Source organism: Arthrobacter sp. KKT183 (assembly GCF_055657625.1).
In genome coordinates, this window is the sequence record NZ_CM145770.1 from 1,888,579 (window position 1) to 1,907,087 (window position 18,509).

Genomic DNA, 18,509 nt, shown 5'->3' on the forward strand with positions numbered 1-18,509 from the left:
GCGACCAACGCCGCGCCAAGCCCTCCCGTATGCCCTGCGCTGACGTCAGCTGTTATCCCGGATGGCGCGGTTCACCGCAGAAATGACCGCTTTCAGGGACGCCATGGTCGAGTTTGCATCAATTCCAACACCCCAGAGGACGCGCTCCCCGACTGCGCACTCCACATAGGCAGCCGCCCGCGCATTACCTCCGGAAGACAATGCATGCTCGGTGTAGTCAAGGACGCGCACGTCCACGCCGTCCTGACCGAGGATAGACACGAGGGCATCAATAGGACCGTTCCCCTGCGCGGATCGGCGCTGCTGCACGCCGCCAACCAGAAGGGTTGCCGTCAGGTTGAATCGGCCGTCTTCGGACGTATCGGTGTTCGTGGAGGTCAGGACATAGGTGCCCCACGTTCCGTTACGGGACGGCAGGTATTCGTCCTGGAAGGTTTCCCACAGTTCGGCTCCGCTCACTTCCCCGCCCACTGTGTCTGTCCGTCGCTGCACGACTCCCGAGAATTCGATCTGCGCCCGGCGCGGCAAGTCCAGGCTGTGCTCATGCTTGAGAAGGTAAGCCACGCCGCCCTTGCCTGACTGGGAGTTTACGCGGATCACCGCCTCGTATGAGCGTCCAATGTCCTTCGGATCTATGGGCAGGTACGGGACGGCCCACGGGATTTCTTCGACCGTCTTGCCAGCGGCGGCGGCGTCTGCCTCCATCCGCTCGAAACCCTTCTTGATCGCATCCTGATGCGATCCTGAGAAGGCGGTGAATACCAGATCTCCACCGTAGGGTGAACGCTCCGGGACATTGAGTTGGTTGCAGTATTCTGCGGTTCGGCGGATGTGATCCATGTCGGAGAAGTTGATCTGCGGATCGATGCCCTGTCCATACAGGTTCATGCCCAAAGTCACGAGATCAACGTTTCCGGTGCGCTCACCGTTGCCGAACAGGCATCCCTCGATGCGGTCAGCCCCGGCGAGGTAGCCGAGCTCTGCCGCAGCGACACCGGTGCCGCGATCATTGTGGGGGTGAAGCGAGAGAATAACGGCGTCCCGGTTCGCCAAATTACGGCACATCCATTCAATGGAGTCGGCGTACACGTTGGGCGTCGCCATTTCCACGGTTGCCGGCAGGTTCAGAATCATCTGGCGATCGGCGGACGCCTCGAACACGGCGGCAACCTCGTTGGAGATGCGCGCCGCGAACTCCAGCTCAGTACCGGTGAAGGACTCCGGCGAATACTCATAGGTGATGTGGGTATCACCCACATTCTCCTCGAACTTGCGGCACAGCCGTGCGCCAGTGAGCGCGATATCAACTATGCCGTCCATGTCCTGGTTGAACACGACCCGGCGTTGGAGCACCGACGTCGAGTTGTACAGATGGACGATCGCGCGGTCAGCGCCCTCGATCGATTCATAGGTGCGCTCGATCAGGTGTTCGCGTGCCTGGGTCAGTACCTGGATGGTCACGTCATCCGGGATGCGATCGCCCTCAATGAGCTGGCGGACGAAGTCGAAGTCGGTCTGGGAGGCGGACGGGAAACCTACTTCGATCTCCTTGTAGCCCATCTGTACCAGCAGGTCGAACATCTTGTGCTTGCGCTCGGGGCTCATGGGGTCGATCAGCGCCTGATTGCCGTCCCGAAGGTCGACGGCGCACCAGCGCGGAGCCTTGGTGATGACCTTGTCCGGCCAGGTGCGGTCCGGAAGTTCCACAGTGATCTGATCCTGGAACGGAACATACTTGTGGAACGGCATTCCGGAGGGTTTCTGTGCGTTGCGCATGGCGGTGAGGGGCCTTTCCTTTGGTGAACCTATAAGGCTCTTGCTTCACAGGATGGCGGCCGGCAACACAGACTCCGCAGCGGGGATTCGGCCTGCGACCCGGTAGTCAAAGACTGACTATCCCGTCGGTGTGGCCCCGCCACGGCAGCTAAGAAGGAGCAGCTCTGCGCGCACAATTCAACACTAGCACGGCCCCTAGGATGAGAAGACGCACCAACGAAGGAGCTTTCATGACCGCATCCGGCATCAATGTCGCGAACATCGATTCCGATGTCCGCCCCCAGGACGACCTCTTCCGCCATGTCAATGGCGGTTGGCTACGAAACACTCCCATTCCCGAGGACCGAGCCCGCGAGGGCTCATTCTCGCAGCTGGCGGATGCAGCTGAACTGGCCGTGCGCAGAATCGTCGAGGATGCGGCAGCAGAGACGGACGACGACGGCGACCGCTTTCGTCTCGGCGCGTTGTTTGCGGACTTCATGGACACAGAACATCTCAGCAGGCAGGCCGGCGCTCCCGTCCAACCGCTGCTGGAAGAGATAGACGGCGCTGCGGCGGTCATGGACATCGTCCGCCTCGACGCCGAACTCACGAGGGCCGGCGCAGCCGGTCTTGTCCTCCCCTACGTCAGCAACGACGCAGGAAATCCCGAACGCTACCTGCTGCACCTCTACCAGTCCGGACTAGGGCTGCCTGACGAGTCCTACTACCGGGAGGCGAAGTTCGAAGAGGCACGACTCGGATATGTCGAACTGCTGCACCAGCTGTTCGAGCTTGCCGGGCGCCCTGAGAGCCGTGCTGCGGCGGCGAGCGTCTTCGATCTCGAAGCACGCCTAGCTTCTTCCCACATGGACACGGTGACCAAACGTAATCCACAGGCCACCTACAATCTGCGCACAACTGCCACGTTGATCAAGGATGCACCGCAGCTGGAAACCTGGCTCACGGAGTTGACTGCCGGCGTCGGGATTCCCGGTGAACTGATCGTGAACCAGCCGGGGTACATCACGGCTCTGGTACGAGCACTGGATGAAGTCCCGTTGGAGGTGTGGAAAAACTGGCTGGCTGCCAGGGTGCTGTTGCACGCAGCTCCGTTTCTCAGCGACGACTTCGTCGACGCTCACTTCGCGTTCTACGGGACCACCCTCAGCGGTACGCCACGGCTGAAGGAACGTTGGAAACGGGGTGTCGCGATTGTCGAGGGAACCATGGGTGAGGCCGTTGGGCGTATGTACGTGGCGCGGCATTTCCCTGAGTCCCACAAGGCCACCATGCGGGAACTGGTCGAAAACATCCTTGCTGCCTACGAACAGCGCATCAACCGTCTCGAATGGATGAGCGCCGAGACACGTGCACGTGCCCTGGAGAAGCTGAGTCTCTTCACCACGAAGATCGGGTACCCCGATCGCTGGATCGATTATTCAACACTGAAGATTGTCCCCGGTGACCTGTACGGCAATGTGCGCAGAGCGACCGAGTTCGAAACCGACCGGCAACTTGCCAAGCTCGGCGGCCCCATTGATCGTGGCGAGTGGCACCTCACGCCGCAGACCGTGAACGCCTACTACATGCCGACAATGAACGAGATTGTCTTCCCGGCCGCGATCCTGCAGCCGCCATTTTTCGACGCCGATGCCGATCCAGCCGCAAATTACGGGGCGATCGGGGCCGTCATCGGACACGAGATCGGGCATGGCTTCGATGACCAGGGATCACAGTTCGACGGTACGGGCGCGCTGCACAATTGGTGGACTGAAGCTGACCGGATGGCATTCGAGGCGCTCACTGGACGGCTTGTCAGTCAATACTCTGAGTTGGCTCCCACCGAGGCTCCGGACCATCCGGTCAACGGGAAATTCACCCTCGGTGAGAACATCGGCGACCTTGGCGGACTGGGAATCAGCCTGGCTGCTTACGTCATCAGTCTGGACGGAGCGGAAGCGCCTGTTCTTGACGGGCTGACCGGAGTGCAGCGTTTCTTCTACTCCTGGGCTGAATGCTGGCGCCAGAACATTCGCCCTGAAGAGGCCGCACGGCGCATCGCCATCGATCCTCACTCACCGAACGAGTTCCGGTGCAATCAGGTAGTGCGCAACCTCGACGAATTCCATAGTGCTTTTTCGGTGGATCAAGAAGACAAGCTGTGGCTTGCGCCCGAGGAACGGGTCAGGATCTGGTAGGAGCTGCTCAGGACTGGCAGGTTACCTGGGCGGCCGTCTGGCCGCTCAGGTCGCCGGCAACGCCCTGGGCCTCGATAGTCTCCCCCTCGGTGAAGTCGCTGCCAACGGATAGTTCCAGTCCCACAGTTGTTGCACTCGGGATTACCTGAACATCAGCCAGACCGAACAGTTCTGCGATGACGGGCGCTATTCCCTCGTAGCCGGGGCCCACAAACAGTTGGGTAGCCGGACGATCGTCCGCGTCAGCGACAGTGGCCTGTACGTAGCCCTCTGCGAGCAGCACTTCCTGCAGTTCCTGCCCGCGATCGGATTCGCCGGAAGCGTTGAGCACAGTAAGCGGGACCAACGCCGGATCGAAACCGAGCTCTTCGACGGTCGGGGTGGGTTCAGGTTCCGGGGTCGGCTCAGGCGTGCCCGACGGGTCCGTCTCCGGACTCGCGCTTGCTGACGGCGAGGGCTCCTGTACCGGCTTGGTGATGTCCCGGTCGGCGCGAAGAGCCGCGAACAGGTCATCAGCCTTGTCCTCATCCAGGACGAGGCGATTCGGGTCAAGTTCATAGGGCACAACGGGGACCGTCACGAACGCCACGTTTCCCAGGTCAACCTCCTGCAGGCGCCCTGCCAGTTTGAGCAGCTCCGGAATCTCGGCGAGACCGTCGTCGACCGTCAGGTTCTGAGTGACTGCCTCCGCAATGGAGTAGAGGCGCGGGATGTTGCTCAGCGTGCCTTCCTCCTTGATTTTCCGTGCCAGTGACGCCAGGAAAGCCTGCTGCGCGCGGATTCGGCCCTCATCTCCTCCGGTGCCGAAGCTATGCCGTGTGCGCAGGAATGCCAGGGCCTGCTCACCCTCCACCTCGCTGGTACCGGCCGGCAGTTTCAATCCGGAAAATTCGTCGTCGACGGCCTGATTGACGCAGACTTCAACACCGCCCACTGCTTTCGAAAGCTCAGTCACCGCGTTGAAATCAGCCATCATGAAGTGGTCGATCTGCAGACCCGTGATTTCGTTGATGGCTGCGACGGTGCAGCCGGGACCGCCGTTAGCGAGGGAGCTGTTGAGCTGTCCCAGCGCCATCGGCTGACTGGTTGCACCGGTTTCCGGGTTCTCGCAAGCCGGCAGCGGAACCAACAGATCCCGGGGGAAGCTCACCATGGTGACGTTGCTCCGGTCCGCGGACATCGTCATGAGCATCATGACATCCGCCTGACCCTCGACATCCTCTGGCTCGCTGTCCGCACCCTGCCCGGCGCGGGTGTCACTGCCGATGATTAGAATCTGCACGGGATCCCTGCTGAGGTCGACGGGCAGCTGGGATTCACCGTCGGTGGAAAGGTTGAGGGGTTCGGTGGCTACATTCCCCTGGAGGCGAACCACTGAAAGCGCCACGAATGCGATGGCACCCACGAGTACCGCAACGAGCGAGATCGCGACTATCTGCAGGACGCGCGGACGTCCCTTGCCGAGATGCCGGCCACCGGTCCCCAGACGGATGCCATCCGGGGAGCCGTTCCGCTCACCGCCGGATTCACTCATGACGCTCGGCCCTTTCGATGTGATTCAAGACTTGGTGCCCCTGTGCTCCGGGCATCTGTAGCTCAACGAGCAAGCGCCGCTTGAAGTGCCCCGAGGCGATCAGCACCGGCTAGAAACCGAGCTTCACGAGCTGTTTGGGATCGCGCTGCCAGTCCTTGGCAATCTTCACATGGAGGTCGAGATAGACCTTGGTGCCGAGTAGAGCTTCAATACTCTTCCTTGCGGCAGTCCCTACCTCGCGCAGTCGTGCGCCGCCCTTTCCGATGACGATGGCCTTCTGCGAAGAACGCTCGACGTAAAGATTCACCCGGACATCGAGCAGCGGATTGTTTTCGGGGCGCCCCTCGCGCGGGACGATCTCCTCAACGACGACCGCGAGCGAGTGGGGAAGCTCATCACGAACACCCTCAAGCGCCGCTTCCCGCACTAGCTCAGCGACCATCACGGCCTCCGGCTCGTCGGTGAGAGCACCATCGGGGTACAGCGGCGGCGACTGGGGCATGTGCGACGCGAAGACATCGGCAACCGTGCTTACCTGGTACCCGTCAACTGCGGACACAGGCACGACGTCGGCCCACCCCGCTTCGCCCAACACCTCGCGTCCCAGCTCAGACACCGCTAACAACTGGCGCACAAGCGCCTCCTTGCTCACGAGATCTGCTTTAGTGACGACAGCGATGACGGGTTTCCGCAACAGCTGCGCCAGTTGCGCCGCAATGTAGCGGTCACCCGGTCCCACCTGTTCGTTGGCGGGCAGGCAGAACCCAATGGCGTCGACCTCCGCCAGAGTATCCGCAACCAAGTCATTGAGACGCTGGCCGAGAAGAGTTCGTGGTCGATGCAGACCCGGGGTGTCGACCAGGATGAGTTGCGCGTCCTCCCGGTGCACAATCCCGCGGATGGTGTGCCGAGTGGTCTGGGGTTTGGCCGAAGTGATGGCAATCTTCTGCCCCACCAGTGCATTCGTCAGGGTTGACTTCCCTGCGTTGGGCCGGCCGACCAGCGAGATGAACCCCGCGCGATACTGCTGCGTGCTCATTTGTTTTCCACCGTTTCCCTCGAAAATCCGTTGTCCTGATCTGTTCGTGCGTCCTCATCCGTGGGCCGTTCGACCCTCCATGCAAGGATGTGGGATACGCGGTTGCGGCGCCCCTCGACCCGTTCCGCACGTAGAGCGATGTCACCGACCTGGACCTCGCTCCCGACGATGGGCACCCGTCCGAGGGTCTTCGCCAAAAGTCCACCGACGGTGTCAACCTCATCATCCTCAAGCTCCAGGTCGAACAGCTCACCCAGATCGTCGATGCTCATGCGTGCACTGACGCGAAATCCGCCCTCGGACAACTGTTCCATTTCGGGTACCTCGGAGTCGTACTCGTCGACGATCTCGCCGACGATCTCCTCGATCAGGTCCTCCAGCGTCACGAGTCCCGCCGTACCGCCGTACTCGTCGATGACGATGGCCACATGTGTTGATTCGCGCTGCAGTTCCTGAAGGAAATCTCCCACGGGCTTGGACTCAGGAACATAGCGGACATCCCGGCAGACACCATCCACCGGGTCCCTATCGCTGGGATTGTTTCCGTTCAGGACAGCAACGACGTCCTTCAGGTACAGAATGCCCCGGACGTCATCCGCATTGTCGCCGATTACGGGCACTCGGGAGTATCCGGACCTGAGGAAGAGGGACATCGCCTGCCGGAGTGTGGATCCGGCCTCGACCGACACCATGTCCGTGCGCGGCACCATGACAGACCGCACCTTGGTATCTCCCAGCTCAAACACCGAATGAATCAACTCGGCCTCGCTGTCCTCGATCATCTCCGCTTCATTGGCACGTGAGAGCAGTTCCCGAAACTCCTCTTCCGTGAAAAACGCCGCCTCAGCCCGGGCAGACCCCGGCGACAGTGCGCTGCCGATGCCGACCAACCAGCGAGGAACGGGACCCAGAATAGACCGCAGGACACCAACCAGGCGGGCGGTCAACGGCACCAGGGTTGCTGCGTTGGTCCGGCCGAGCTGCCGTGGCGACACACCTACCAGTACAAACCCGAGGCCGGCCATCGTCACCGTGGCCAGTAGTCCCGCGACCCAGATGTTGTCCAGCACATCAGCAAAAAGAAGCGCAACGGCGACTGCGGCGGCCATCTCAAACCAGACGCGCCAAAACCGTAGCGCATGCATGTGTGCTACGGGCGATTCGAGGACGCGGCGGACAGGTTCTCCCTTGGGCCCGTCAAGATGAGCCTCAGCGTCCTGGCGGGGAAGATAGCTGAAAGCCGCTTCGGCAGCCGTAACCAACGCGGCAATCAACACAAACACGATTGCCATCAGGGCCAGGAGGAACACGATCATCTGATGGACTGCTTCGACGCTGGGAAAAGTCTCACTGGGTGGTTTCCCGTGGCGCTTTGCCTCCCAGGAAATCGGTCAGGAGCTCGCGTTGGAGGCCGAACATCTCCTTTTCCTCTTCCGGATCAGCGTGATCGAACCCCAACAAGTGAAGCATGCCGTGGGTTGTGAGCAGGAGCAGCTCCTCGTTCATGCTGTGTCCGGCGTTGTCCGCCTGGGTCCGGGCCACCTCTGGACAGAGGACGACATCTCCCAGAATGCCCGAATCCGTGGGACGCGTGGCCGTACCAGGCCTCAACTCGTCCATGGGGAAGGACAGAACATCGGTTGGCCCCGGCTCGTCCATCCATTCGATGTGAAGCTTTTCCATGGCGTCAATGTCAACGAGGATGATCGACAGCTCCGACTCCGGATGCACAAAGAGACGCTCAAGCACGTGGCGACCGAGCCTGACCAGCGCCTCATCATCCACCTCGAAGCCTGACTCGTTATTCACCTCAATGCTCATTACGGGTCGCCTTCCCTGGACCGCGGCGTCCGTTCAGAGCCACTCTCTGTGACTCATCCCACCGGCTGTAGGCGGACACGATGTCTCCCACCAGCCGGTGGCGCACGACGTCGGTGGCATCCAGTGTGGAGAACGCAACATCCTCGACACCCTGCAGGATGTCACTGACTATCCTGAGCCCTGAACTGGTCCCGCCGGGCAGATCGACCTGGGTCACATCTCCGGTTACCACCATCCGCGAACCAAAGCCGAGACGGGTCAGAAACATCTTCATCTGTTCGGGAGTGGTGTTCTGCGCTTCATCGAGGATGATGAAGGCATCATTGAGCGTTCGGCCGCGCATATAGGCAAGCGGCGCAACCTCAATAGTTCCGGCGGCCATCAGGCGTGGTATTGAATCAGGTTCCATCATGTCGTGCAGCGCGTCGTACAACGGGCGCAGGTAAGGGTCGATCTTGTCGTTGAGAGTGCCCGGAAGGAAACCGAGGCGCTCCCCCGCTTCCACCGCCGGACGCGTCAGGATAATGCGGTTGACTTCCTTGTGCTGGAGCGCCTGGACCGCCTTGGCCATTGCCAGGTATGTTTTGCCCGTACCCGCCGGACCGATGCCGAAAACGATAGTGTGCGTATCTATTGCCTCGACGTAGTTCTTCTGGTTGACCGTCTTTGGACGGATGGTGCGTCCGCGCGAGGAAAGGATGTTCATCGACAGGACTTCAGCCGGCTTGGCCGCGCCCTGCGTCTTGAGCATAAAAAGCAGCTGCTCCAGTACTTGCGCGGTCACCGGTGTTTGGTTGGCGGCAAGCGTGCGGACCTCGCTGATCAGCCGCTCAGTGCGCCCAACGTCGGTTGCCGGCCCCGTGATGGAAAGATCACTTCCCCGCACGTGCAGACTGATACCAGGGAAAGCTCCTTCGATCATGGCCAGTGCCTCATCATTGGCTCCGAGGGCCTGCACCATCTGTTCAGCTGATTCGAATTGGACGACCCGGCTGTCCAGGCCCGCTGCCCCCATACCCACTGCAGAATCGGTCATAGTATCGGCCTGTAGGCCTTCCATCTCTCCTTGTGCCGCCGAATTTTCCGGTTCATCCGGTTGTGTGCTTGTTCAGACCCATGACGAGGCCTTCTACTAGCGTACCGCCGCCGTCCTGTTGCCGCTCACCTGGATGCGGCGCCAAGGGAGCCGGGGTTTGGCCGGGCACGGAAAAATCTCAGGAACGCAACGGACCGATATCAATAGCGTTTCAGTCAGGCCGCGATTCGGAAAAAGCACAGGGCAGGGGCTCCTACCTATGCAAAGCTGAAGTAGAACTCCGTGCAGTTCCGGTTCCTGTTGGCGTCACCACTGATTGGCGACGCCCAGACCTACGCTGCACGACAATCGATCGGCCCGACGAATGAGAGGAACGGACACGCATGGGCGTTCTTCCTCTCCTCAACCGACGGACCTCCGGGCGCCGGTGGAAGGGATCCATACTCGTCGCCGCGGCGTTGGGCCTGCAGGCCTGCACGATCGGCGGGCAGAATGAGCCGACCTCCGAGATCGCAGCAGAGGCAGAAGTGTTGCTGGAGTCGACTGCCAGCTTGCCCGAAATCGATCTCCAAAGTCCCGCGGCCCCGGACGCCGCCCCGCTCCTTCCTGTCTACTGGCTCGGAGATGCCAACGGGCTCCTCTATCGCGAGTTCCTTCCTGCTGAGTCAACTGGAGATCCGATTGCTGCTGCCGTGTGGGCGATGACCAGCGCGGAGCCGCTCGATGACGATTACTACAGCCCGTGGCAGGAAGCATCGGCTGTCAACACTTCGATTTCACTCGACAATGTGGTCACGATCGACATCTCCTCGGACGCCTTTACCACCGGCATCGATGCAGCAGTCGCCGGGCGTGCGGTGCAGCAGCTTGTCTACACGGCAACGGCTGCAGCCGCCAATTCCGGTCTGATTGCAAGCGGAAGTCCCAGCAGTGTCCGCCTGCTGGTGGACGGCAAAGCGGGCTACAGCGCTTTTGGACACATCGAGCTGAGTTCCTTGCTCCAACGGGACGTCGGCGCTATTGCGCCCGTGTGGATCATCAACCCGCAGGACAGCTCAGTCCGCTCCGATCGAACGGTTATAGTCCAGGGCAGCACCACGACGACGGATGCTGCCCTTGAGTGGCGGGTGCGGCGCGTAGATGGCGGTGGGGTCCCCGCCGAAGATGTTGTCAGCGGAACGGTTCCCGTGGACGCTGGAACCGGCGCTGTCGGACTATACGAGTTCAGCGTTGCGCTGGAGGCGGGAACTTTTCTCCTCGAGGTGTACGAAGCCGCCGGCCCATCCGCCGAAGCAGGCCCGGCCGCCGGCGTGGTGACCGATGACAAACTGATCAGCGTCCGCTGACGCGCAGCTACCAGCGTCCGGCCAGGTGATTCAGTACCGCGATGGCCGCGGGTCCCGCTGTTGAAGCTCGCAGTACGTTGGTACCAAGTTGCGCCGGAACCGCCCCTGCGTTGGCCAATACACCGAGCTCTTCGGGGCTGATACCGCCCTCCGGACCCACAATCACGGCCAGCGTTTCCGACGTTGCTAACGTACTCCGACCCCAGTATTCCGCGAGCGACTCGCTCGCCTCCTCGTGTAGCACAACCGGGTGCTGCACGCCGCCCAGCCAGTGTCCCAGGCCCTTGGTGTCCAGCGCATCGAGTACCTCCGGCACACGTGCGCGCCGACTCTGCTTCGATGCGGCACGAACGAGGGAGTCCCACTTGGTACGGCCTTTGATTGCCTTCTCGGCACGCCACCGTACGATACTTCGATCCGCCTGCCAGGGAAGCACCGCGTCAACACCGAGTTCCGTCGCCGCCTCAACTGCCAGTTCCGCCCTGTCCCCCTTCGCCAACGCCTGCACCAGGACCAGCCGCATCGCGGGAGGCGAATCGAATGAGAGTCTGTCCACGGTCACCACCACTGCACCGTGAGTTGCTTCGACAACGGTGCAGCTCAAGCGGTGTCCTTCTCCATCAAGGACATCGATCTCTTCACCCGGCCTAACCCGCTTCACGGCTGCGGCATGATGCGCCTCCGGACCGCGCAGCGTCAGACTGCCGCCGACGGCAGCGGTTTGCACATCGGCCGGATCGCCGAAGAAGGCTTGGTTGGTCATTGTCCGATAACCCGGCTATAAATTCCCGAGGCGTTCACGAAGGCGGGCAAAAACTCCTGATCCGCTGCTCGCCAGCTGGCCCTCGGTAAATTCTTCGCCGCGCATTTCCGCAAGGCGCCGAAGCAGTTCTTCCTGTCCGCTGTCGAGGTTCCGCGGCGTTTCCACGCTCAAATGCACCAGCAGGTCCCCTCTGCCGTATCCGCGCAGGTGGGTCACCCCAAGGCCGCGAAGGGTAATCACTTCGCCCGACTGCGTGCCGGGCTTGATCGTGAGTTCCTGATCACCGTCGAAGCTCTTCATTATCACGTTGGTGCCGAGGGCCGCAGCTGTCATCGGCACGCTCAGGGTCGCGTGAAGGTCGTCGCCCTCACGAAGGAAGGTCGAGTCGCTGTTGACCCGAATCTCTACGTAGAGATCGCCCTGGGGACCGCCGGCCGTGCCGACCTCGCCCTGGCCGGCGAGCTGGATACGGGTACCTGTAGCGACACCCGCGGGCACCTTGATGGTGAGGCTTCGGCGGGAACGGATGCGGCCATCCCCATTGCATTCGTTACAGGGATGCGGGATGACGGTTCCGTACCCCTGGCAGGTGCCGCAGGTCGCCGTCGTCATTACCTGACCGAGGATGGACCGAACCGCACGCTGCACCTGACCGGATCCGCCGCAGATATCACAGGTTCGCGGGGAAGTACCCGGCTGGGTACAGGATCCATCGCAGGTAGGACACACCGCCGCTGAATCTACCTCGATCTTCTTGTTGGTACCAAAGACCGCATCCTTCAGATCGATCCGGACGGCTATCAACGCGTCCTGACCGCGTTGGGTTCGGGATGGGGGGCCGCTGGGACCGCCTCCGCCGAAGAATGTCTCGAAAATGTCCTGGAACGCAAAGCCCGAGCCGGAATAACCGGCACCGAATCCATTGTCGGTGCCGTTTTCATTACCGGTGGTGTCGTAGACGCGCCGCTTCTGGGGATCCGAGAGTACCTCGTACGCGCGCGTGACGAGCTTGAACTCCTCAGCTGCTTCCGTGCCGACGTTGACGTCCGGGTGGAGCTTGCGGGCAAGCTTCCGGTATGCCTTCTTGATTTCTTCGCCGCTGGCGTCGCGTGCAACGCCAAGGACCTCGTAGTGATTACTCACTCCTGCACATCACTTCCTGTTATCTCACCGCGTGAACGGCTGGGCTTCATGGGCTCCGTCATCCGGTCAAGATTCATCGAGGATGCGGGAAAGGTAGCGGGCCACCGCTCTCACGGCGGCCATGGTGGTCGGGTAATCCATTCTCGTGGGGCCAAGCACTCCCACCTTTGCCAGTGAATCCGGTCCATAGCCGGTAGCAATCACGGAGGCTTCGGCCAAACCGCCATACGGGTTCTCCCGGCCGATGCGGACCGAGATGCCCAGAGCATCCTGCCCCATCTCGGAAAGCAACCGAAGCATGACAACCTGTTCCTCAAGCGCTTCCAGGACCGGACCAATGGTTAAAGGAAAGTCGAGGGTTGAGCGGGCGAGGTTGGCCGTGCCCGCCAGCACGATCCGGTCTTCCCTGTTAGCGGCTGACAACTGTTCCAGGCTGTGTCCAATTGCCTGGCCGAGAGATTGCAGCGAGGGGGGAAGATCCGCAATGCACGCACCGAGTTCCTGGGGAACCGACGGCAGACGAACACCGGAAACCCTTTCCAGAAAATGCTGGCGCAGGTCGGCCAGGTCATTTTCCTGTGCCTCGGCGGGCACGGATACTACGCGCTGCTGCACAGCGCCGTTCGTGGAGATCAGCACCACGAGCGCGCGACCGGGAGCGAGCAGCACGAGTTCGATGTGGCGGACGGACGCCGTGCCCAGGTGCGGGTACTGCACGACCGCAACCTGATTGGTGAGTTGGGCGAGCAGACGGACGGTGCGGTCGAGGACGTCGTCGAGATCGTCTGCGCCCTCGAGGAGTGCGCGGATAGCCCGCTTTTCCGGGGCCGACAGCGGCTTGACCTCGGCGATCCGGTCGACGAACAACCGATAACCCTTGTCGGTCGGGATGCGGCCGGAACTGGTATGCGGGGCTGTGATCAGGCCCTCTTCTTCCAGAAGTGCCATGTCATTGCGGATTGTTGCCGAAGATACGCCCAGCCTGTGGCGCTCGACCAGCGCCTTGGATCCCACCGGCTCGCGGGAATGGACGTAATCCTCAACGATGGCCCGCAGGACTTCAAGCCGCCTGGGTTCGCTCATGTTCACCTCCGATGTACTTTCCTGCCCTGTTTCTGAGTTAGCACTCAACACACCTAAGTGCCAAGTCTAATACGATCGAGGCGATTGTTAGCATTGGCTCTGCCTGTTCCGAAGGCAGGGATTTGTGGAAGCGAGCGAAGTCACATGTCGTATCACGAGTGGGGAGCACAGGATCTTACCGGACCCCGGGCCGCCCCGGCCGCCAAGGTCGAAGCCCGTCCCGGCGTCGTCCTTGAAGACGTGCAGAGCGGATTCGTCGGGGAGATCCTGCGCACGGAGAAGGCAGGTGGGATGCACGTGATGGTCCTTGAGGACCGCCGCGGCAAGCGACGCACTTTTCCGCTCGGCTTCGGCTTCCACCATGAAGGTTCGCCGGTGGAACTGATTCCTGCCCGCGCGCAGTCAGCAGCACAGCTGAGAACGGCGTCGGGCTCTGTCCGGGTTGCCGGAGCGCGGGCGCGCACGGCTCGGGCCAGCAGGATCTGGGTCGAGGGCAAACACGATGCCGAGCTGGTGGAGAAGGTGTGGGGAGACGACCTGCGGGTTGAGGGCATCGTGGTGGAGCCGTTGCATGGCGTAGACGATCTGGCAGCAGCCGTGCGGGACTTTGCTCCCTCCGCCGGACGCCGCCTGGGTATCCTCGTCGATCATCTACTGCCCGGCACCAAGGAAGCCCGGATCGCGGCCGGGGCGATGACGGTGGCGGGCGCCGCCGGGAACGTACTGATTGTCGGGCACCCCTACGTCGATGTGTGGCAGGCTGTGAAGCCGCGTGCTCTTGGTCTTGATGCCTGGCCGGTAATACCCCGCGGCGAGGACTGGAAGACGGGGATATTGAGCCGGTTAGGCTGGCCGCACTCCACGCAGGCGGATGCCGCGAACGGCTGGAAGCGCATCCTCAACGGCGTCAGCACCTACGCTGATCTCGAACCGACGCTGCTCGGGCGCGTCGAGGAAGTCATCGATTTCCTCACTGCACCGGGAGCCGGCGCATAGCCATTGAAGGCTTCGTCGCGGCACACGCGACTGCGCCCGGCCGGTACACCAAGTACCCTTGAGGAAGTAAGTTCCGCTTGTGTGAGCGGTGAAGTCCGAACAGCCCGAAGGAAGTACCGTTGCCTAACAGCGCAGACCGGCACGGTGACGCCCAGTCACGACCGGCGCCCCGGGACTCTGATCCCGCGTTCCAGGGTGCCAGTTCCAGTGCGCCACCGCTGAGTCCGTCGGAAGACCGTCAATGGGCAACGCTGTCCCACTTCCTCGGCATCCTGGGGTTTGTGCCGTCGCTGATCATTTTTCTGATCTTCCGCGACCGGGGCGCCTTCACCGAGCAGGAATCGAAGGAAGCGTTCAACTTCACTTTCCCGCCAAGCATCATTGCCGGGATCTGCCTGCTGCTGTCCCTGATACCCGGGATCGGCGGGATCTTCGCCGTCCTCAATGCGCTCATCTGGGTGATGCTGGCAGCGTTCTCCGTTGCGGCCGGTATCCACGTCAACCGGGGCAAGCCGTACCGCTACCCCTTCAACCTGAGGATTTTCCACTAGCCGCTCAGTTCGGCAACAACCGCCGGACGACGGCGTCAGCGAGCAGCCGTCCCCGTCCGCTGAGGCGCACAACACCTTTGAAAGCATCCGCCGGCTCTATCAACCCGTCCGCGATCAACCCGGCCACCGCGTGACGTCCCTCCGGCTGGAGGTCAGCCACCGGATACCCCTCGGCCAACCGTGAGCGTAGGAGAACGTCCTCGACGTAGCGAGCCGTTTCGTCCAGTACTTCTCTGCCGGCCGCGGGCGATGCGCCGGTGTCCAGGCGCTGCGCATAGGCGGCGGGATGCTTGACATTCCACCACCGTGTGCCGCCCATGTGGGAATGGGCGCCCGGACCGGCTCCCCACCAGTCGTGGCCTTTCCAGTACGCAATGTTGTGGCGGCACTGATCCTCGCCAGTGCGGGCCCAGTTACTTACCTCATACCAGGACATTCCGGCCCCACGAAGCATGTTCTCAGCAATTTCGTACTTGTCCGCGTGGTCGTCGTCGTCGACCATCGGCACCTCACCGCGGCGGATCCGCCGGGCCAGGGCGGTGCCGTCCTCGATGATCAGCGCGTACGCAGACAGATGATCCGGTTCCAGGGTGAGCGCCGCTTCGAGGGAGCTCTCCCAGTCCGACAACTCCTCACCGGGTGTTCCGTAGATCAGGTCGAGACTGACCTTCAAACCCGCAGCGCGTGCCCATTCAACCGCCAGGGGGACCCGCTCCGGAGCGTGCGTGCGGTCGAGCACGGCGAGGACATGCGGTACTGCGGACTGCATGCCGAAGGACACCCTCGTGAAGCCTGCCCGGGCCAGTTCCGCCAGTGATTCAGGGGTCACCGAATCCGGATTGGCTTCCGTTGTCACCTCGGCCCCGGGTGCGAGGCCCCATACGTTTTTCGCCGTCTGCAGAACCCGTGCAAGATCCTGCGACGGAAGCAGCGTGGGCGTGCCGCCACCGAAAAACACCGTGCTCAGCGCGCGCTGCGCAATGCCGGATTGCGCAAGCGCTCCCGCGGCGAATTCGAGCTCCCGCTCGACCGTGAGTGCATAACTGGCCTGCGACGCTCCCCCACCCAACTCAGCAGCCGTGTAGGTATTGAAGTCGCAGTACCCGCAACGGACCGCACAGAAGGGGATGTGGACGTAGAGTCCGAAAGCACGGTCCCGTGAACCGGCAACAGCTGATGGAGGCAGCCGCCCGTCGGCCGGTGCAGGCTCACCGAGGGGCAAAGTACTAGGCAATGCTGCGTTCCCTGATAGGCGCCGTCGTCACTTCTTGGCTTTGTCCTTCGATTCATCCGACGACAGGGCGGCAATGAACGCTTCCTGGGGCACTTCGACGCGTCCGACCATCTTCATCCGCTTCTTGCCTTCCTTCTGCTTCTCCAGCAGCTTTCGCTTCCGGGTGATATCACCGCCGTAGCACTTGGCGAGGACATCCTTGCGGATGGCCCGGATACTCTCCCGCGCAATGATCCGTGACCCGATGGCCGCCTGGATCGGCACCTCGAACTGCTGCCGCGGAATCAACTCGCGCAGTTTACCCGTCATCATCACACCGTACGCATAGGCTTTGTCGCGGTGGGTGATCGCGGAAAAGGCATCCACCTGTTCCCCCTGGAGCATGATGTCCACCTTGACCAGATCCGCCACCTGATCGCCGTCGGCCTTCCAATCGAGGGACCCATACCCGCGGGTCCTCGATTTGAGGATGTCGAAGAAGTCGAAGACGATCTCCGCCAGTGGAAGCCGGTACCGGATCTCCACGCGGTCCTCGGAAAGATAGTCCATTCCGCCCATCACGCCGCGCCGGCTCTGGCACAGTTCCATGATGGCGCCGACGAATTCATTGGGTGCAAGGATGGTCGCGGAAACCATTGGTTCGCGAACTGCAGCGATCTTGCCCACGGGGTACTCGCTGGGATTGGTGACATGGACGACGTTCTTGTCCTCGAGCGTCACCTCATACTCGACGTTGGGTGCTGTGGAGATCAGGCTCAGGTTGTATTCACGCTCGAGGCGTTCCCGGGTGATTTCCAGATGCAGCAGGCCGAGGAAGCCCACGCGGAAACCGAACCCCAGGGCCGCGGAGGTCTCCGGCTCATAGATCAGCGCGGCATCATTGAGCATCAGCTTTTCCAGGGCATCACGAAGCACCGGATAGTCTGCGCCGTCGAGTGGGTACAGCCCCGAGAAGACCATCGGTTTGGCATCCGCATACCCGCTCAGCGACGCCGCAGCCGGCTTCGCGAGATTGGTGACCGTGTCACCGACTTTGGACTGCCGGACATCCTTGACCCCGGTGATGAGGTAACCGACTTCACCCACGCCAAGACCTTTGGACGGCGTAGGCTCCGGCGAGCTGACACCAATCTCAAGCAGTTCATGACTGGCGCGGGTGGACATCATCTGGATGCGCTCACGCGGGCTCAGGTGGCCATCGACCACACGGACATAGGTGACCACGCCGCGGTAGGTGTCATAGACGGAATCGAAGATCATTGCACGGGCCGGCGCATTCGCATCCCCGACCGGCGACGGAAGGTCCCTCACGATCTTGTCCAGCAGTGCCTCCACACCGACGCCCGTCTTTCCCGAGACCAGCAGCACGTCCTCGGGGTCGCCGCCGATCAGGTTCGCCAACTCCGCTGCGTACTTCTCGGGCTGCGCGGCCGGGAGGTCGATCTTGTTGAGCACCGGAATGATCGTGAGGTCGTTCTCCATGGCAAGGTACAGGTTGGCGAGCGTCTGCGCTTCGATCCCCTGCGCGGCGTCCACGAGCAGAATCGCGCCCTCGCATGCCGCAAGGGACCGCGAAACCTCGTAGGTGAAATCGACGTGGCCGGGAGTGTCGATCATGTTCAGCGCGTAGCTGACGCCGTCGAGTTCCCAGGGCAGGCGGACCGCTTGCGACTTGATGGTGATCCCGCGTTCACGCTCGATGTCCATGCGGTCCAGGTACTGGGCCTTCATATCCCGCTGCTCCACCACACCGGTGAGCTGGAGCATCCGGTCCGCAAGGGTGGACTTGCCATGGTCGATATGGGCGATGATGCAGAAATTTCTGATGATCGCGGGATCCGTGGCAGCGGGCACCGGAGCTGTGCGGGCCATGGGTGACACTGACGTACCTCTTACTTTGTGGGACAGTTTGGAAAATCCGCGGAAGAACGACGACGACGCCGGGGCTGCAGCCCGCGCGGAAAGTACAGTCTCCATTGTCCCATGGGGACGTCTCGAGCCCGCAAT

At 62.0% G+C, this 18,509-nt stretch carries 15 protein-coding genes; 4 read left to right on the forward strand and 11 right to left on the reverse strand.

Going from position 1 to position 18,509, the window contains the following annotated elements; translation table 11 throughout:
- Positions 1-45 precede the first annotated feature (45 nt).
- Entirely contained in the window at positions 46-1,776 is a 1,731-nt protein-coding gene (gene leuA / locus ACZ2GY_RS09035) for a 2-isopropylmalate synthase (RefSeq protein WP_277357100.1), read from the reverse strand.
- A 230-nt stretch (positions 1,777-2,006) separates the two neighbouring features.
- Between leuA and ACZ2GY_RS09040 the strand changes: the two genes are divergently transcribed.
- Positions 2,007-3,956 (forward strand): M13 family metallopeptidase, encoded by a 1,950-nt coding sequence (locus ACZ2GY_RS09040; protein ID WP_277357099.1) that lies wholly within the window; start codon positions 2,007-2,009, stop codon positions 3,954-3,956.
- Positions 3,957-3,963: 7 nt separating this feature from the next.
- On the opposite strand, the gene ACZ2GY_RS09045 is transcribed toward ACZ2GY_RS09040, so the two are convergent.
- The 5 genes from ACZ2GY_RS09045 to ACZ2GY_RS09065 form a co-directional block, all read right to left on the reverse strand.
- Positions 3,964-5,490, reverse strand: a complete 1,527-nt coding sequence (locus ACZ2GY_RS09045) for an LCP family protein (protein ID WP_277357098.1) — start codon at positions 5,488-5,490, stop codon at positions 3,964-3,966.
- 109 nt (positions 5,491-5,599) lie between these two features.
- Complete coding sequence (gene era, locus ACZ2GY_RS09050; RefSeq protein ID WP_277357097.1) at positions 5,600-6,529, reverse strand: GTPase Era; 930 nt, start codon at positions 6,527-6,529, stop codon at positions 5,600-5,602.
- Positions 6,526-7,845 (reverse strand): hemolysin family protein, encoded by a 1,320-nt coding sequence (locus ACZ2GY_RS09055; protein ID WP_277357096.1) that lies wholly within the window; start codon positions 7,843-7,845, stop codon positions 6,526-6,528. The genes era and ACZ2GY_RS09055 overlap by 4 nt, the downstream gene beginning before the upstream one ends.
- 31 nt (positions 7,846-7,876) lie before the next feature.
- Entirely contained in the window at positions 7,877-8,350 is a 474-nt protein-coding gene (gene ybeY, locus ACZ2GY_RS09060) for an rRNA maturation RNase YbeY (protein WP_277357095.1), read from the reverse strand.
- Complete coding sequence (locus ACZ2GY_RS09065; RefSeq protein ID WP_082566156.1) at positions 8,340-9,386, reverse strand: PhoH family protein; 1,047 nt, start codon at positions 9,384-9,386, stop codon at positions 8,340-8,342. The genes ybeY and ACZ2GY_RS09065 overlap by 11 nt, the downstream gene beginning before the upstream one ends.
- A gap of 383 nt (positions 9,387-9,769) precedes the next feature.
- On the opposite strand from ACZ2GY_RS09065, the gene ACZ2GY_RS09070 reads away from it, so the two are divergent.
- Positions 9,770-10,732 carry a GerMN domain-containing protein gene (locus tag ACZ2GY_RS09070; protein ID WP_277357094.1) on the forward strand — a complete coding sequence of 321 codons (963 nt, stop codon included), beginning with the start codon at positions 9,770-9,772 and terminating at the stop codon, positions 10,730-10,732.
- Between the two features lie 7 nt (positions 10,733-10,739).
- On the opposite strand, the gene ACZ2GY_RS09075 is transcribed toward ACZ2GY_RS09070, so the two are convergent.
- From ACZ2GY_RS09075 to hrcA, 3 genes are all read right to left on the reverse strand, one after another.
- Entirely contained in the window at positions 10,740-11,495 is a 756-nt protein-coding gene (locus ACZ2GY_RS09075; protein WP_471671723.1) for a 16S rRNA (uracil(1498)-N(3))-methyltransferase, read from the reverse strand.
- 15 nt (positions 11,496-11,510) lie between these two features.
- Entirely contained in the window at positions 11,511-12,638 is a 1,128-nt protein-coding gene (gene dnaJ, locus ACZ2GY_RS09080; RefSeq protein WP_277357092.1) for a molecular chaperone DnaJ, read from the reverse strand.
- A gap of 66 nt (positions 12,639-12,704) precedes the next feature.
- Complete coding sequence (hrcA, locus tag ACZ2GY_RS09085) at positions 12,705-13,721, reverse strand: heat-inducible transcriptional repressor HrcA (RefSeq protein ID WP_056549616.1); 1,017 nt, start codon at positions 13,719-13,721, stop codon at positions 12,705-12,707.
- Positions 13,722-13,865: 144 nt separating this feature from the next.
- On the opposite strand from hrcA, the gene ACZ2GY_RS09090 reads away from it, so the two are divergent.
- Positions 13,866-14,717: a DUF3097 family protein gene (locus tag ACZ2GY_RS09090; RefSeq protein WP_277357091.1), complete on the forward strand. Its 852-nt coding sequence runs from the start codon at positions 13,866-13,868 to the stop codon at positions 14,715-14,717.
- 119 nt (positions 14,718-14,836) lie between these two features.
- The gene (locus tag ACZ2GY_RS09095) at positions 14,837-15,268 is read left to right on the forward strand and encodes a DUF4870 domain-containing protein (protein WP_056549484.1); all 432 of its coding nucleotides are present in this window, start codon (positions 14,837-14,839) and stop codon (positions 15,266-15,268) included.
- A 4-nt stretch (positions 15,269-15,272) separates the two neighbouring features.
- Here the strand turns inward: ACZ2GY_RS09095 and hemW are convergent, their stop codons facing one another.
- Both hemW and lepA read right to left on the reverse strand, forming a co-directional pair.
- Positions 15,273-16,502 carry a radical SAM family heme chaperone HemW gene (gene hemW, locus ACZ2GY_RS09100; RefSeq protein WP_471671724.1) on the reverse strand — a complete coding sequence of 410 codons (1,230 nt, stop codon included), beginning with the start codon at positions 16,500-16,502 and terminating at the stop codon, positions 15,273-15,275.
- Positions 16,503-16,529: 27 nt separating this feature from the next.
- The gene (gene lepA / locus ACZ2GY_RS09105; protein ID WP_346028416.1) at positions 16,530-18,383 is read right to left on the reverse strand and encodes a translation elongation factor 4; all 1,854 of its coding nucleotides are present in this window, start codon (positions 18,381-18,383) and stop codon (positions 16,530-16,532) included.
- Between the last annotated feature and the right edge of the window lie 126 nt (positions 18,384-18,509).

Coding starts and splice junctions, on each gene's coding strand:
- leuA (WP_277357100.1), bottom strand. CDS start 1,776: ATGCGCAACGCACAGAAACCCTCCGGAATGCCGTTCCACAAGTATGTT.
- ACZ2GY_RS09040 (WP_277357099.1), top strand. CDS start 2,007: ATGACCGCATCCGGCATCAATGTCGCGAACATCGATTCCGATGTCCGC.
- ACZ2GY_RS09045 (WP_277357098.1), bottom strand. CDS start 5,490: ATGAGTGAATCCGGCGGTGAGCGGAACGGCTCCCCGGATGGCATCCGT.
- era (WP_277357097.1), bottom strand. CDS start 6,529: ATGAGCACGCAGCAGTATCGCGCGGGGTTCATCTCGCTGGTCGGCCGG.
- ACZ2GY_RS09055 (WP_277357096.1), bottom strand. CDS start 7,845: ATGATCGTGTTCCTCCTGGCCCTGATGGCAATCGTGTTTGTGTTGATT.
- ybeY (WP_277357095.1), bottom strand. CDS start 8,350: ATGAGCATTGAGGTGAATAACGAGTCAGGCTTCGAGGTGGATGATGAG.
- ACZ2GY_RS09065 (WP_082566156.1), bottom strand. CDS start 9,386: ATGACCGATTCTGCAGTGGGTATGGGGGCAGCGGGCCTGGACAGCCGG.
- ACZ2GY_RS09070 (WP_277357094.1), top strand. CDS start 9,770: ATGGGCGTTCTTCCTCTCCTCAACCGACGGACCTCCGGGCGCCGGTGG.
- ACZ2GY_RS09075 (WP_471671723.1), bottom strand. CDS start 11,495: ATGACCAACCAAGCCTTCTTCGGCGATCCGGCCGATGTGCAAACCGCT.
- hrcA (WP_056549616.1), bottom strand. CDS start 13,721: ATGAGCGAACCCAGGCGGCTTGAAGTCCTGCGGGCCATCGTTGAGGAT.
- ACZ2GY_RS09090 (WP_277357091.1), top strand. CDS start 13,866: ATGTCGTATCACGAGTGGGGAGCACAGGATCTTACCGGACCCCGGGCC.